At 26.6% G+C, this 16854-nt stretch carries 15 protein-coding genes and 1 riboswitch; of the genes, 2 read left to right on the top strand and 13 right to left on the bottom strand.

Going from position 1 to position 16854, the window contains the following annotated elements; translation table 11 throughout:
• Window positions 1-41: 41 nt before the first annotated feature.
• Together rpsD and CLCHR_RS07130 are read left to right on the top strand one after the other, a co-directional pair.
• Window positions 42-641 (top strand): 30S ribosomal protein S4, encoded by a 600-nt coding sequence (rpsD, locus tag CLCHR_RS07135; protein WP_079439007.1) that lies wholly within the window; start codon window positions 42-44, stop codon window positions 639-641.
• 95 nt (window positions 642-736) lie between these two features.
• Window positions 737-1444, top strand: coding sequence for a hypothetical protein (locus CLCHR_RS07130; protein WP_079439006.1), 708 nt, complete (start codon window positions 737-739; stop codon window positions 1442-1444).
• A gap of 273 nt (window positions 1445-1717) precedes the next feature.
• Here CLCHR_RS07130 and CLCHR_RS07125 read toward each other — a convergent pair whose 3' ends face one another.
• The 13 genes from CLCHR_RS07125 to CLCHR_RS07070 all read right to left on the bottom strand — a co-directional run bounded on the left by CLCHR_RS07125 (window position 1718) and on the right by CLCHR_RS07070 (window position 16522).
• Entirely contained in the window at window positions 1718-1978 is a 261-nt protein-coding gene (locus CLCHR_RS07125; protein WP_079439005.1) for a cupredoxin domain-containing protein, read from the bottom strand.
• Between the two features lie 623 nt (window positions 1979-2601).
• On the bottom strand, window positions 2602-3816 hold the full coding sequence (locus CLCHR_RS07120) for an EAL and HDOD domain-containing protein (protein WP_079439004.1): 1215 nt from the start codon (window positions 3814-3816) through the stop codon (window positions 2602-2604).
• A 105-nt stretch (window positions 3817-3921) separates the two neighbouring features.
• A riboswitch (cyclic di-GMP riboswitch) is annotated at window positions 3922-4004 on the bottom strand.
• A 92-nt stretch (window positions 4005-4096) separates the two neighbouring features.
• Window positions 4097-4738, bottom strand: coding sequence for a DUF975 family protein (locus CLCHR_RS07115; protein WP_079439003.1), 642 nt, complete (start codon window positions 4736-4738; stop codon window positions 4097-4099).
• 193 nt (window positions 4739-4931) lie between these two features.
• A complete protein-coding gene (locus tag CLCHR_RS24725) occupies window positions 4932-5099 on the bottom strand; it encodes a hypothetical protein (protein WP_169896773.1) in 168 nt (55 codons plus the stop codon).
• Window positions 5100-5537: 438 nt separating this feature from the next.
• On the bottom strand, window positions 5538-5984 hold the full coding sequence (locus CLCHR_RS07110; RefSeq protein WP_079439002.1) for a PaaI family thioesterase: 447 nt from the start codon (window positions 5982-5984) through the stop codon (window positions 5538-5540).
• A 67-nt stretch (window positions 5985-6051) separates the two neighbouring features.
• Window positions 6052-8046, bottom strand: coding sequence for a PAS domain S-box protein (locus CLCHR_RS07105; RefSeq protein ID WP_079439001.1), 1995 nt, complete (start codon window positions 8044-8046; stop codon window positions 6052-6054).
• Window positions 8047-8139: 93 nt separating this feature from the next.
• Entirely contained in the window at window positions 8140-9849 is a 1710-nt protein-coding gene (locus CLCHR_RS07100) for a sensor domain-containing protein (RefSeq protein ID WP_079439000.1), read from the bottom strand.
• Between the two features lie 61 nt (window positions 9850-9910).
• Window positions 9911-11005, bottom strand: coding sequence for a GGDEF domain-containing protein (locus CLCHR_RS07095; RefSeq protein WP_079438999.1), 1095 nt, complete (start codon window positions 11003-11005; stop codon window positions 9911-9913).
• A gap of 89 nt (window positions 11006-11094) precedes the next feature.
• Window positions 11095-11676, bottom strand: a complete 582-nt coding sequence (locus CLCHR_RS07090) for a TetR/AcrR family transcriptional regulator (RefSeq protein ID WP_079438998.1) — start codon at window positions 11674-11676, stop codon at window positions 11095-11097.
• Window positions 11677-11983: 307 nt separating this feature from the next.
• Window positions 11984-13957, bottom strand: a complete 1974-nt coding sequence (locus CLCHR_RS07085) for a PAS domain-containing hybrid sensor histidine kinase/response regulator (RefSeq protein ID WP_079438997.1) — start codon at window positions 13955-13957, stop codon at window positions 11984-11986.
• 354 nt (window positions 13958-14311) lie between these two features.
• Window positions 14312-15400 carry a phospholipase D-like domain-containing protein gene (locus tag CLCHR_RS07080; protein WP_079438996.1) on the bottom strand — a complete coding sequence of 363 codons (1089 nt, stop codon included), beginning with the start codon at window positions 15398-15400 and terminating at the stop codon, window positions 14312-14314.
• Between the two features lie 178 nt (window positions 15401-15578).
• A complete protein-coding gene (locus tag CLCHR_RS07075) occupies window positions 15579-15986 on the bottom strand; it encodes a bacteriohemerythrin (RefSeq protein ID WP_079438995.1) in 408 nt (135 codons plus the stop codon).
• A gap of 308 nt (window positions 15987-16294) precedes the next feature.
• Complete coding sequence (locus CLCHR_RS07070) at window positions 16295-16522, bottom strand: hypothetical protein (protein WP_079439021.1); 228 nt, start codon at window positions 16520-16522, stop codon at window positions 16295-16297.
• Window positions 16523-16854: the final 332 nt, after the last annotated feature.

Genomic DNA, 16854 nt, shown 5'->3' with positions numbered 1-16854 from the left:
ATTTTATCGCGGCAAATTTCTATATGGAGATGATAATTATTATGGCAAAAATGAGAACACCAAGATTTAAATTATGCAGACGTTTAGGACTTAATGTAATAGGTCACCCTAATGCAATGAAAAGAGCTAATAATGGCAGCGCTAGAGATGCCAAAAAGCTTTCTGCTTATGGTGTACAATTATTAGAAAAACAACGATTAAGAGCTTACTATGGGGTAATGGAAAAACAATTCTCAATTTACGTTAAAAAAGCTCTTAGGGATAAGGAGCAAACAGGATATTCTTTAATCAAAAGATTAGAATGCAGACTTGATAATATAGTATATAGATTAGGTTTTGCAAATTCTGTGGCTCAAGCACGTCAGATGGTGGTACATGGACATTTCTTAGTAAATGGCAGTAAGGTAAATATTCCATCGTTTAATGTCAATATAGGAGATATAGTTTCATTGAGAGAGAAATCACAAAAAAATGAAACTTTTAAAAATAATTTCTTATCAAATATTTTAAATACCTATTCATACGTAGATAAAAACGAAAGTGAATTCTCAGGTACTCTTTTAAGATACCCTCTAAGACATGAAGTTCCAATCGAAATTAATGATTCATTAGTTGTAGAATTCTATTCAAAATTAAGCTAATAGGGCATCTTAAAATAAAGGTAACTAAGTATTTATTTTTGGGATATTTAGTTATCCTTTATTTAACAAAAGGTTTAAAGGGAGGTATTATAAATTTGAAGATTGATATAAAACCTAAAAGTAGATGTACTAATCCATACAAACATTATTATTTTTGGGAACATAAAATTATAGATGGTACTAATTTATGGGAAGGCTACTTTGAGAACAAAAATATAACTAAAGATTCTAAAATAGTTTATACAGGAATACTTGATTATGAAAAGAAAGTTTTTCACTATGGTTTTGTTGTCTATCCTACTGCTTATAAACTCTTAGGATTTTTACAACATGTTTTTCTTACTACGGCTTTTTTCACTTGGTTTGATCGTAAATCTGAAGGGTTTTATATCCCATTAACCTCATATGAAAATGTTGTGAAAGAAGTCAGAAAATATGATGAAAATCTTAATATAAGTTTAGTTAAATCAATGAATAACTCATATTCTTTTCTAAATAGCCTGTGGTTATTTGATGAAACGCTGCTAAACCTAGGCTTGAAATCTTTCTGCGAAAAATTTAATAATGAATGGGATAATGATTGTGATCAAAGATTATTCTTAAAGATATTTGATAACCCATCTGATTTATTTGATTTTATAAAAGACTCTATTGGTTGGTCTGACTATGAAGAGTTTATAGAAGAAGAAATATCTATGAGTTTGGACAAACTTAAATTTACTTGTGATAATGCACTAACAGAGCCTTTACTAAATAAAAAGTTGATTGATATTCTAAATACAAATATGCCTATATTGTTTTAATGAGAACCTCAAACATGAAACAAAGGCTTAAATGTAATCAATTGAAATAAGATACATTGTTATTTCACAACTGATTATGCCTAGACTTCAAAATTTAAATTAATGACATTATAAGTAATTTTGTCTTTACAAATAATTACAAAATAAAAAAACAGTAGTTATATCCCCCTATACTACTGTCTTTAAAAATCTTTATTTAATTTTCTCATTTTTTCTTATTTATTCCTCTCCTCTTTTCTCCTCTAATAAATCGCCTTTATTTCATGATCCAATTCAATTAATTTCTTCTATAGCTAATAGTCTTGGCTCATTGTCTTTTTGAACCTTTATGTATACCTTAGCCATTTCCATTTGTAAATTTTCTATTACTGATCTAACTTTACATATAAAGTAATATTCCTCAACACCATTAGTGACTACTGCTACTGGATTAAAGTTCCATCCATTTATACCATCTAGTGCTTTTCTTAGTATTTGTTTATCCTCAATTGAAACCGAATCTTTTATTTCTAACCTATCATTTTCTTTTTCCATAATATCAACTCTCCTTACTAAAGAATATATTATTACTAATTCTTGACAATTTATTGTCAAAAATACAAACTCTCTTTTAATATATTATTAAGAAAAAATAAAGGTTACAGATTTAGTTCTGAACCTTTAAAGATTAACTTTAGCTTCGAGAAATTAATAAAATTGGAATAAATTTTATTAAAGTTGTCAATCATTATAATGATGACATGATAACCAAACAAAGAGATAGTATTTATTGCACTTTCCCAAATACTATCTCTTTCCTTATATAACTATATAATTATTTCACGCTCCCAGATGATCTTCACATATACTCTGTCTTTTAATTTATCAATTTTATAAGAATACCTTAATCGAAATCCACTATTTAAAATAACTTATGTTCATATTTTAATTACAGAATAATATATAAATGTATAAATCAAAATAGTAAATACTACAACTAACGCTAAATACTTTAGGATACTTAAAACTTTTAACATATCTCTTACTCCTTTCATATACACATTATTGTAATATCATTCTAATTCTTATGCAATGATACTTAGTAAAATATATGTTGATTCCCCATCTACATAATTCGTATAAAATTATTTTTTTATGAATTAAATAAATTAATAATACTATGTACGTAATGTTTCATCTGTCCATTTTACTGATTCTAAATATGCACCCGCAAGTTTGTTTATATCAATTTGCATCTCTTCTGCGCAAATTGTAACCTTTTCCCATTGACCCCTCTCATAATAAATAGCTAGCTTTAGTATTTTATTTAACGAGTTTGCCTCTTCAATTAGACCTTCTTTGATCTCATCAGATAGAAATAATTCCTTTAGAATGACTTCAATTGGACAGCCTAAAATTGCATCCATAACTGAGAATAAACCAACCATATATGCCGAATAACTTCTTTCATTATACCCACTCATATTGCTTATAGCTTCACACATTTTTGCTCTTTGAAGGGAAACTTTTAATAATTCGTTAGTATTGTTTTCCTTTAAATCATTTAATAAAACTACATATAACCATTTTACAATTTCTTTTCTTCCTAATAATGATATAGCATATTTTATAGAAGTCACTTTATTTTTCATAAAAAAAGCTGATGAATTAATCAATTTAATAAGTTTATAAGATATCCCTACGTCTTTCATTATTAAATCTTCTAAATGATTAAACTCAAAGTCTTCTTTATTTATTAACTTTAAAATCTTCAATGCTGTATCTTTGTTAGTCGGAATATCTTTTGTTGATAACACTATCGGCTTACTAAAATAATATCCTTGAAAGTACGAGTATCCTAACCCTAAAGCTTCATCATACTCTTCTTTATTTTCAACTTTTTCAGCCAAAAACTTTATCTTATTATTTACCTTTTTTAATTCCAATATCTTCTTTCTTTCATATCCCTTTGTAATTTTAAAATCTATTTTTATAATATCAGCCATTTCTATTAGTTTCATATATTTTTTATCAAATACGAAATCATCTAAGGCTAGTGTAAATCCTTTATTCTTAAGCTTTTTGCATGCGTTTATAACCTCATCAGTCGGCTCTATATTTTCTAAAATTTCAATCACAACATAATCACTTGGAAGTATGGTTGCTATTTCTTCTTTTATTAATTCTTCAGTAAAATTTATAAATGCCTTCCTATTGTCAGTTACACTCTTAAAATCGAAAGCATAAAATGAATTCGCTATAACATTTCGTGTTGCCTCATCCCCATTGGTATTATCATAAAAATTATTCTGCCCATTTCTAAATAAAAGCTCATATGCAACCACTTCATTACTACAATTAAATATAGGTTGCCTTGCCACAAAAATATCCATGTATACTCCTCCTATTCTAGTAATTTTTTATCATTCATACATTTTTTTATAAACGTTCTTTTACAAATATAAAAAGCCAACTAAAACTAATCATTTTGTTAATCAGTTTTAATTGGCCGGTTGCACAACTAGCTCCAAATTCTTAATATGCCCAAATAAACGAATTCTTCACAGCTTCCAATTGTAATATAATACATATTAATGTAATTTTATCATTAATAATAATTATAATCAATAATTATTATTATTTGTAATCTTTTACTCAATAAATAATACAATTTTATTCATTTAACCAACTATTAGATTGGTAGTAGTTATTCTTAACAGTTAAATAAAAAGATGCCGTTGTTACATTCATGTATGGAACCACCCATAATAAACCTATACCTAATGTAATAATCCCTAATATTATCCACCCTAAAAAACTAAGTAAAAGCACAAAATATTTGAATTTATATCCTTTCATCATTCCAGCACTTTCTTTTAGACATTGAATAACAGACTTACTATTATCATCAGCTAATATATAATAAGATTGTGAAAACATATAACTAAATATAATACCCGGTATTATTAATAAAATAGTCCCTATCAATATTATTATTCCTAACAAAAAAAATAATCCTATTGCTTTTAATATAACTCTAAATCCTGAAAATATATCTGCGAATTCTGGATCTCTATCCTCATAAGCATAATTTAATGAAAATCTACACATCCCAATACTCATTACAGTACTAACTATCATTGATATTATAGCTAAAACGATAGCTAATGCATTATTATTATCCTCAAAAATCCTTGTAATAAAATTAAATAACATTTGTATTAAAAACACAGCTATAATTGCACCAATAGCTATTCCCCATCTTCCTTTTAGCTGATTCCTAGCATGTCTTTTCAATTCTGCTCTATTAATCATTAAATTCCCTCCTCAATTTCATATTCCCATTTAAGTAATTGTATTTAATATAATACCATATTTTCTATAAAACTTCAATTTTTGGTATTATATCGTAAATTTTATATTAATTTATATCTCACTAAGAATAATTATTCAAGTCAAAAAAATAAGGTAAATAAAGTATCTCTACTTAATCTACCTTTAAAAGTAACTACGCTTGTATGAATCTTTCATAATTCTCCATTTTATCCTCTCTGTTATCTTTCTTTATCCAGATGTTATATTCTAAGATAACTTTTTCGATAGTTTTAAGCTCAATCTTTGCGTCTTTTTTTCTTTTCACTTCTGCATACATGTTTATTTTCATTATATTTCCCATTAAGTCATCCCCCCTTTACCTATATAATATTATTAATTTCTTATGATTTTTCTGATGAATTAATTAATTTTTTCTTAAATTTGTAAACAATATCATTATAACATTCAAAAGATTAATCTTTTGGGGTAAATAACTGATAACGATTACTCCTATAATAAATATATTAGCATTAATTTATGTCATTTATTTGTCAACTATAAACGTTTTCTTCATTCAGAGCCACAAAAATTTTCGTCCATTTCACTTGGTTCTCCAAATCCTCTGAAGTATTATGTGTTTTAAAACTTATTAATACATCTTTTAAATGTGCTTTTATAGTTTTTCATACCACAATTCCAAACTATAAAAGCAATTATAACCATTGAATGAAATCAAAAATATTTAAATTAATCTAAATATGAAGTAATAAGTGTAAAACCTGCAACTCAGTATGAGTAATTATTTTGAATTTGGATAATCAATATTATCAAAGCTTCCAATAACAAAATAAGAAGCTTGTGCTTGAACAAGCAGCTCCTGGCTCTCATCAAAAATTTTGCATACAGCTCTCATTATATTATTTCCATCACTAATCACTTCTCCAACAGCTGTAATTATATTTCCTTCACGTACATTTTTTATATAACTTATACTCAAATCTGTAGTTACTATACGTTTTCCTAAAGTTACACATGAAACTCCCATTACCACGTCTGCAATTGAAGCCAATGTGCCCCCATGTACATAACCATATATATTACAATATTTATCAATAATTTTTGTTTTATATTTAACCTTTCCCTCCGAAATTTCATCAATTTGAAGATTAAGAAAATTCTCTAGTATTGATGTCTGATATGTTTCTTTCAAATAGTTTTCTAACCATAAAAGATGATGTTTAGTCATTATAACACCTCCTGTAACTCTATAGCATTTCGCATGAGTAATTTCTTATTTTCATCGATTGCTAATATTATATATATTTTAATATTGTATTTTTTAGCGTATCAATATCAAATGGTTTAGATATATAATCGTCCATTCCTATTTCGATACATCTTTCCTTATCTCCATTCATAGAATAAGCTGTCATAGCAATAATATAAATATGCACCATTGTTTTTATCTCATTTGCCCTAATTATTTTAGTTGCATCATATCCATTTAATTCTGGCATTTGTATATCCATAAGGATTAAATCAAATGAATTATCTTTTAATTTCTCTAAAGCTTCTCTACCATCATATGCACCTTCAAATTCATATCCTAATTTTTCTACCATTGCACAAACTATCTTCATATTTATCTCATTATCTTCAACAATTAATATTTTTTTAGTCTTGTTAATAATTATTTTATTATCTTGTAAATCACAACTTGTCTCTTTATAATTTTTTGTATAATCCATTAAGAATTCAGCTGTAAAATAGAAAGTACTTCCCTTATTTTCAACACTATCAAACCATATATCACCCTTCATTAACTTTGCAATATCTCTTGAAATGGCAAGTCCTAATCCTGTACCATCATACTTTTTGGTAGAAGTCATATCCTGCTGAACAAATCTTTTAAAGATATCATTTTTAAACTCTTCTTTTATTCCAATACCGGTATCTTGTACTGAAAATTCCAAAATTAACTTGTTATTAGTGCTCTCTATTTTTTTGACCTTAAAAACAATTTGCCCACTTTTAGTAAATTTAATAGCATTATTAACAAGATTTATTAAAACTTGATTTAATCTAATCTCATCTCCTATCAAATTATAATTTATATATGGGTCTATGTAATAAGAAGCTTCTAAATTTTTGTTATTACAAGCTAAAGATAATTCTTTAGTAATTCTATTTAAAGTCCTTTTTATATCGAATGGTTTTACAGCAAGTTCAAATTTACCAGCTTCTATTTTTGAAATATCTAATATGGTATTTAAAATTCCTAATAGTACTCTAGATGAATAACTAAGCATCTCTAAATATTCTTTCTGATTTTTATTGAGCTTAGTTACCTTAAGTAAATCAATTACTCCAATTATTCCATTCATAGGAGTTCTAATTTCATGGCTGATATTAGCCAAAAATTCACTTTTAGCTTGGTTTGCCTTATCTGCCTCTCCCTTCGCTTCCTCTAACACCTGATAGTTAGACCTTAGCTCCTCTTCAATTGCAATAAGTTCCTCATATAAAGATGATATCTCCTCATATTTCTCTCTCAGTTCTTCTTCTACTTTTTTATTTTCTGTTACATCTCTTGTAATATTAGAAGCTCCAATTAATTTTCCAGCTAAATTATAGATGGGTGAAACTGTAATGGAAACATCTATTAATTCACCATTTTTCTTTTTTCTCTTAGATTCAAATCCTTTAATTTTTTCTCCATTTTTAATTTTTTTCATTATTTCACAAAAATCATTAATTTTATCTTCAGGAATTATTACTGATATATGTTTACCTAATACTTCCTCTCTTTTATACCCATATATTTTTTCTGCACCTAGATTCCAACTTGTTATAACACCTTCTAAATCTTTTCCTATGATTGCATCATCTGTATTTTCAACTAAGGAAGCTAATTTTCTAATCTCTTCTTCATTTTTTACTCTGTTGGTTATATCTCTTATTATACTTAAAACAAATATTCCCTTATTAATCTCTACTCCTATTGATTTAACTTCAACCGGAAAGCTTGAACCATCTTTTCTATAGTGAATAGTCTCAAACTCAATTTCACCTAATTTAGCTTTTTCAAACTGTGTATTTGCTATATCAAGTTTTTCTTTATTTCTTAGTTCAAATATATTCATGGAAAGCAATTCATCTTCTTCATATCCATAAGAATTTATAGCTTTCAAATTAACCTTTAATATCTTTCCCTCACTTGAAAAAAGAATTATAATATCATTTGCATTAAGTAATGCAGTTTGATATATTTGTAAATCATCATAATTTTTTTTTATTTCACCATTCATCCCTTTTACCCCCAAGCTTTAAATGCATCAATGTAGCAGATCGGAACTTAACATTGTATTGTTATAAGGACACGTTTATCCTCAAGTGTACAATTAATTTGATATGCTTTTATTGATTTTCATCATTTCTTCAAGTTCATCTTCACAAACTGGTTTACTAAAATAGTACCCTTGAATTACATTACATCCCAAATTCATTAGCACTTGAAGTTGTTCCCTTAATTCAACTCCCTCAGCTATGACCTTATATTTTAAGCTTTTAGATAGATTTAAAATACATTCTATTACAGCTCTATTTTTTTCGCTTTCAATGTTATCTATAAAAGATTTGTCTATTTTAAGAGTATTTATAGGTAAAACTGTTAGATAACTTAATGAGGAATAACCTGTCCCGAAATCATCAATAGAGATATTTATATCTTTATTTATAAGCTCATGTAAGTCAGCAATTTTTTGATTATTTAATTTAATCAAAGTGCTTTCTGTTATTTCTATTTCAAGCAAATTTAAAGGTATCTCATTTTCTTTACAAACTTTTATTATCTTATCCTTAAAATTCGTCTCTTTAATCTGAATAGGAGAAACATTGACTGCTATATTGTTAAATTCATATTTTTTATCCTTAAATTCACGAATCTTTTTACAGACTTTATCTAATACCCATTCACCTATATCTACTATTATCCCGCTTTCCTCTGCTATAGGTATGAATTCCGCAGGGGATACAAATCCCAGTTTTTTGCTGTTCCATCTTAGCAAAGCTTCAAATGCGACTATCCTATTTTCTAAAGCATCAACTTGTGGCTGATATACAATGAATAGCTCTTCATTTTTAATTGATTCTTTTAATTCAACTTCAATCAGTATCCTTCGTGAATAGGCTTTACTTAAAGCTTCCTCAAAAAATGTATATGTATTTTTCCCATATTCTTTAGATTTAAACATTGCTAAGTCTGCAAATCTCATCAAATCATTCATATCAGCACTATCTTGTGGGAAAAGCGATATTCCTATACTTGCTGTCACATATATCTGTTTTTCATTAAGTTCAAATGGTTTTTTGCAATAGTTTAATAATGTATCACAAAACTTTTTTAAGTTTTCTATGGAATTTATTTTTTCTATAAGAACTATAAATTCATCTCCACCAACTCTATACACCCTACCATAGTCCTTAACACATATACTTAATAGTTGTGAAAAAACTTTTAGCATCAAATCCCCATAATCATGGCCTAAAGTATCGTTTATAGCTTTAAAATTATCTAAATCTATAAAAATTATTGCTCCTTCTTTATTAAGCTTGATGGTCTTATCTAAAATATCTTTAATATCCATTAGAAATAAAACTCTATTCGGAAGTTTAGTAAGAGAATCATAATATACACTTTCACTAGATATCTTTTGAGTCTTCTTTACTTCAGTAATATCACTTGCCACTCCAAATAGGCTTATTACTTCTCCGTTCTCGTCTTTTACCATATTTCCTTTGAAGAATATCCATTTCTCTTGATTCTTTTCAGTTATAATTCTAAATTGGCTTCTATAAAAAGATATTTTTCCTTCAATAAAAAAGTTCAAATCATTTATAGCTCTTTCTCTATCCTCATGTATTACTATTTTTCCGATAAAATCAAACAAATTATTAAAATGACATTCGGTGATTTTTTCCCATTCATTTGAGGCAAAAAACTTATCTTCCTTAATATTCCACTCCCAAACTGCAATACTTACTTCATCTACTACCTTCTTATACTTTTCAAGTATTTCTGTATAATCTAAATCATTATTTTTTATTTTCATACTAAAATTCTTTGCGCTCCTTATGTAGGTTTACTTTTATTTTCTTCTTTACCAATGAACTCTAATTTAAATTATTTAAATCTTTCATGTATTGAACTATTAGTTCATCTAAATATTGACTAATAAGTAATCTATCGTTTATAGATTCTTCAGTCGCAGTCATGCAACATGCTTCATTTAAAAGTTCTCTTATCTCATTTATATGTCTATTCAGTTCAACTAGCTTGATAGATTTTTGTTTTATCCCCTCAAGTCTCTCTTCACATGTTCCTTCATCTATGATTGTTCTATTTCTACCACTAGCTTTGGCTTTATATAAATTTCTATCCACATTTAATAACACATCTGAGATACTTATATTGTTATCTTTAACACTATATACCCCAAAGCTTGCTGTTATATTAATTTCAATATCTTCATAAGTAAATACTTTATCTTCAACTAATTTCCTTATCTTTTCCGCAACTAAATAGGCATTCTTTGACTCGGTCCCATTTAACACAATTATGAATTCTTCTCCTCCAAAACGACCTACCCAGTCTGAGTTGTTTCTTATTGAGTTAAGTATTAAATTGGAGAAATCAGTTAATATCTTATCTCCAATAACATGTCCATATTTATCATTTATATTTTTAAAGAAATCTATATCAGCCATGATAACAGATAATGGTATGTTACTAAGTTTGCTATTTTTAACGTCTGCAGGCAGCCTCTCATTTATATACCTTCGATTATATAATCCTGTTAATTCATCTTTAACTACCTTTTCGTTTATAGAGCTAATCATCTCTTCTACACAGTAAGAGTTTTCAGTTAATTTATGCAGTGCACTTCCGTTTTTAGTGATATCCTTTAATATTTCCATAATATATATTTTTCCTTCTATTTCCACTGGTGTTGCAGTTATTAAAACAATTTTCTCTTGGTCGTATTCAAGTTTTACGAATGTATCGTTATTTAAATATGCTCTCATTGATATACAATTTTCGCAAAAGGTATCCTTTCTCCATAGGGCATAACATGTTCCTTTTAATTGTTGTATTTCATTATCTTTTAAGATGGTTGTTTGTTTTTTTAAAGGATCAACAATTCTTATAACATCATACAAATTTTTAAAAATAGATAGCCTTTCTTTTACTTGATTAATTATCTCCATATATACCCTCCCTTTTTTAAACGAAATATATTTAAACCCATACCATAGAAACTTTTTATAAAATTTATAGTGACATTCTTCTTTTAACATTACATCAGCTCAAAATATATATCCCATAACCTAGCAATAGCCTCATCATTTACCTTTATATTTGAAGTTATCATTTCATAAAGTAAATAATTCTCTAATTTTTTACACTTTATTAGATAATCCTCAATATTATCATTTATAAATTTATCTTTATATTGATCCAAACCAATAATTTCTAAAATTATTTTATTTTCCTCTCCTGTATAAAACTTATATTTTTCTCGTATTACATTTGATATTTCCTCTGGCGGAAACAAGTGACATCTAAAGATGAATTTCCTTTTGGATATATCAGAAATATAGTACTCTAATTTCTTTTTTAGTAAAATATATAATTTTTCTTTTATTGAGATTTCCTGTTCAAATTCTTTCACACTTTGCAGAAAGTTTATGTAATCATTGCAAATCTCGTCATAGATATAGAAAAATAAATCTTGTTTAGATTTATAATAAAAATATACTGTTGACGCTTTTACTCCTACTTCCTTACAAATGTCTCTGATATTAGTTGCTTCATATCCATTTTCCAAGAAAAGCTTAAAAGATGTATAAAATATTTTATCTCTTGTTGCATTTTCCAAAATGCTTACTCCTCTCGTAAATTATTTTTTTAAAGTTAATAATCTTATATTATTCCCTTTTAATTTACATTAATTACTATAAATTTCTATATAACGTTCGTTACATAAATAATATCATTGTATTTTTATTCATTCAATTTATTTTATATTGCATTTTCGCTTATAATTCGACTTTTTCAATTATATGTTTTAAAATCAATATTTAAATAATACTTGTATTTATGGAATTTATTCACTATACCTTAAATAAACTTAATCTTTAAATTAAAAAAACAGTACGTATTTCTAAGTACTGTTTTTTCTAAATTTATTTTCTTAAATTGAACTCAATAATTTCATATAATTTTTCTACTTCAAATGGTTTTACTAAATAATCATCCATATTTGCTTGAATACATTTTTCTTTATCTTCGCGCATTGAATATGCAGTGATTGCAATAATTGGTATATGTTTTCCTCCTAATCCCTCGTCTCTAATAATCTTTGTTGTTTCAAAACCATTTAATTCTGGCATTTGTATATCCATCAATATTATATCAACCTTATTATTTCTCAATATATGTAAAGCTTCATTTCCATTATATGCAGCAATATATTTATAACCTTTGCTTTTAATTATACTCTCCATGACCTCTTGACTAATTAAATTATCTTCAACATATAAAATCACTTTATCTTGATCAATCTTCTCCCTTGTGATTTTATTATTACTCATACTATTTGTTTTTAACCTATGTTTCTTAGTTTTATTTTTTTGAAATTCACAGGTAAAAATGAACGTGGATCCTTTATCTTCATTTTTTTCAAAACATATATCACCATTCATAAGTGCTGCAAAATGCTTTGAGATCGATAAGCTTAATCCTACACCAATATATTCATTTCTCGTAGATAGATCCCCTTGGCTAAAAGCATTAAATATCCTATCTCTAAAGTTCTCATCTATACCATTACCTGAATCCTTTATCCTAAATTCAATTTTTTCACTATATTCATCTTGTGAAATCACTTTTACTCTGAAAGATACATAACCTTGATTTGTAAATCTAACGGCATTAGTGATTAGATTAGATAGTATCTCTTTTAACTTTACCTGATCACCAATAATGTCAAAATCAATATTGGGATCAAGATTATATATTACTTCAAGCCCCTTAATATTTGCTGTAATCAAAAGACTATTATAAATATTATTTATTGTTTCCCTTAAGTTGAACCTCTCACTATTAAGTTTAAATCCACCAGATTCTATTTTAGAAACATCTAATAGATTATTAATAACTCTGAGCATAGTATTAGCCGAGTCATTTAATATTTTAATATATTTTGCTTGCTCCTCATTGTTATCTTCTAATTTGATAAGTTGTAATCCTGCAAGAATACCATTCATTGGCGTTCTTAGCTCATGACTTATATTAGCTAAAAATATTGACTTCGCTTTATTGGCATATTCTGCCCTTTCCTTTAATAATTCCAATTGTTCACACTTTTCAACAAGTTTCTTCTCTATTAATTTTCTATCAGTAATATCTCTATATATCGCAGTTACTCCTGAAAAAGCCCCATTTTCATCATAAATCGGAGATGCCGAAATCGAAAGATTTACTATAGTTCCATCCTTAGCAAATCTTACAGTTTCATAATCCTTAACTATTTTGCCTTGAGAAAGCATGTCTATTAATTTTCGTGATTCTTCTAATATCTCTTCTGAAAGTAATTCACTCATATTTTTTCCTATAACTTCTTCCTTTTTGAAGCCAAATGTGGTTTCTGCACCCTTACTCCAATAAGAAATATCCATATCTTTATTAAAAATGATAAATGGATCATCAATTATATCTAAAGATATTGAAAATATTCTTGCATCTTTATATACCTTCTCCATATCAGAAATATCTCTTATAATACTCACTACCATATCTTTAGATTTCTTGTTGCTATATATAGATCTTACTTCAACTGGAAACTTAGATCCATCTTTTCTGTAGTGGTATGTTTTAAATCTTATTCCTCTATCTAATGCTTTATTTAATTGCTTTTGAGTAAATTCCCTGGTATCTTCATTTCTGAGAGTAAAGACATCTAAATTAGTTAATTCATCAAATGAATATCCATATATTTCAATCGCTTTCTTATTTCCATAAAGAATCCTGCCATCTTTATCAACCACAAGAATAATATCTAATGTATTTTCAATAAGTTCCTTGCTTCTTGAAAACATCTTACTATCTCTAAGAAATATATTATTATATGACAGATCTTCTAATATTGATCTACTCATACTTTACACCATCCTTTTATTGTTTATTTCTATAGTATACCATCTATTGCACTATTAAGAAAATAATGTCCATCTAATTAAATTATTGTAAATATAACGGAAAAAGTTAATAAAATTAAATTCAAAACAAAAAAACTTTAAATAATAAACAATTACAAAAAAAAAGTGCTATTAACACTTTCTTTTTAGGCACATGAAAATAAATAACAAGTCCAAAGTTGCCATGATTATTTTTCATCAGGCAAGGAGGTAAATTGCCCTCATAGCGGGCCTATTAGGTCAATTTGGTGACGAAGGATGATGGAAAATAGGCTGGCAAATGGACTTGTTATTTTTTTGAATGTGCCTTAACAATTAGAAATTAAAATACCTGCTCCTTAAATCTTTTATTACTTCGGTGTTTGTGCTAAACGTTGCTCCTTCGTCTCTAGTATCCTTTGAATCGCTATCATATTCTCCTGAAAAAGATAATAAATTAAAACTTGTTTCTATATAATAGCTTTCATCACAGATTAAAAGCTTATTATGAGAATTAACTTTTCTTATCTTAAATCTATTCCCATAATGTTTAAATTTTTCTTCTAATTTTTTAGCTATTCTATCACTATTTTTATTCTTATTACTATTTTCTCTTTTAAAGTGATACGATGAACTATTCTCCCCTATGCCATAGATAATTTTGATAGCTCCTCCTCTTGTAAGTAAACCTTCCATCATCTCTATTAAATTTTCATTAACAACATAATTATTCATCCAAGGGCTTGCAATATTCAGCTCATGCTTTGCATCTGAAAAAGCTTTAATAAAATGATCTCTGATTTCCCTATTCTGTAAATGATATTCTTCATACTTACTAGCAATTTCATTTAATGTTCCCAATATTTCTTTATTCAAAGGCTCTATATTTTTTATTATATACTTTTCATCCTCATAACTTATATATAAATCACATATTTTTTCAACACTAAATTTATGTATTTCATATGTTTTTTCAATAGTTATTTCGTCTTTATCTAATTTATCTATAATTGCTTCTATCTCGGCAAGACTTTCCTTGTCAAAAAATATTAATCCATTTATAGCTTTTACATCAATGTGTATATTTTTATATTCAAAAAATCTTTGGTATAAACTATTCTTTTTGCAATTAATAACTGAGTTTAGATCATTAGATGTTATTAAGCAATAATCCATATCCTTTATTTCATCATCATATTTTAATAACTCAGTTTCATATCTTTCAAGTTCAAGTTTTTTAGCCTTAAATTCTTCAAATTGCTTTTTTGCTGATTCTAAATTAAGATCTTCTTTATTTTCCGATTTTACATTTTTTATTCTATGTTTAATTATATTTTTAATTCCAGATAATTTTTCACTCAAAAAAGTTCTTGAAAATTTATTATTTTCTTTATTTCCTTCGGAGTATAGTAAATTATTCTTCATATAAATCCACCTCATTTGTTTACTATTCTGGATTTTGTTTTTTTATTTACCCTAATTTTACATACTCCAATTACATACGTCAATCAATATTTTAGCAATGTTAAAGGGCTGAAAGTTAAACTTATATATATAACTTTCAGCTCAAATATAATTAATATTTCTTATTGAATTTTCTTGTTTATTTAGTATTTTTCATTAGAAAGTTACCTAATTCTTTATCAGAACTCATAATATGATCTTTGCACCATTTAACCATCTTTTGTTGTGTATTTATTACAAATAATGATGATACTCCAGTACTTTCAAAAGTTCTTCTCAATTCTTTCAGCTCATTTTTAAATTCTTCATGTTGTTTATGTTGTATATTCAATTTGGGATAATTATTCTTCCTTTGAATTTCCTCTTCATCTGTAAAATGTTTAACCACATATTCCTCAAGAAAATCTAAAGTTGTAATTACTTCGCCTTTACCCTTTCCTTCCTTCATAGCTTCTAATAATTTATTCAATCGATAAAATAATTCTTTATGCTGTTCATCAATATTATTATTCCCTACTGCGAATGTATTGTTCCAATTTAATATCATAATGTCCCCTCCTTCATCGATAAAACTAGTATCTAGTATTTATTTCTTTTTTTAATTTGCTATTATTAATAATTTGTACTTTACAGCCTTACAAAATAAATACTGACAATAGATTCCCAATTGATGCATTAATACTAATTATAACTTTCTCTAATATTTTTACGAACTTTTAAGTTTTTTCTAAATATTCTGAAAATATATGCCAAAAAAATTATAAGTATATCTAATTATAAGCTGGACACATACTTTTTATAATACTTAGAATATCGTTTACTTTTAAATTCGATTTATATAAATAACAGATATAATTAATCTACAAAAACATATTCTTTAACAATATCTTCTGGTAATTCTTTATAATCAAATGGAGTTATATCATCTATATGAAAATTAGTTAACTCCTTTACTTTTATTAATACCCTGTCCATTTTACATAGAAAATCTTCTTTTTCATCCGCTTTAATAACAAAACTATTAAATGGTATATCATATTTTTCAACAAATTCTAAATTTAAATTAACAATCCAACTTTTCATATATATCATCCTTCCACCTATAATTTAAGCTGTTTCGTGTAATATTTAAATCTTATATAATAAGCTAACTAAATTTAATACTACAAAAATCACCTTTCATTATAATAATTATTTTTATACAGTAAAGTAATTCTACATTTTTTCACCAAATCCTTTATTTTTTTCACTTTTTATTCACTTTATATATTTTTTTCTACATTTCCAAATTAAAATGCAGTCATATTATGACTGCATCTTAAACTTGAGAGAGTTAAGGTAATGGGGTTCATTGAATGTTCTGTATTTTGAATAATTTTATCTTTTGTTCATAACTGTATGTCCCATGCGATTTT

The sequence above is a fragment of the Clostridium chromiireducens genome (assembly GCF_002029255.1).
Lineage (GTDB): Bacteria > Bacillota > Clostridia > Clostridiales > Clostridiaceae > Clostridium > Clostridium chromiireducens.
Note: the sequence above shows the minus strand (reverse complement) of the source record. Positions and strands in the feature narration are given on the sequence as shown.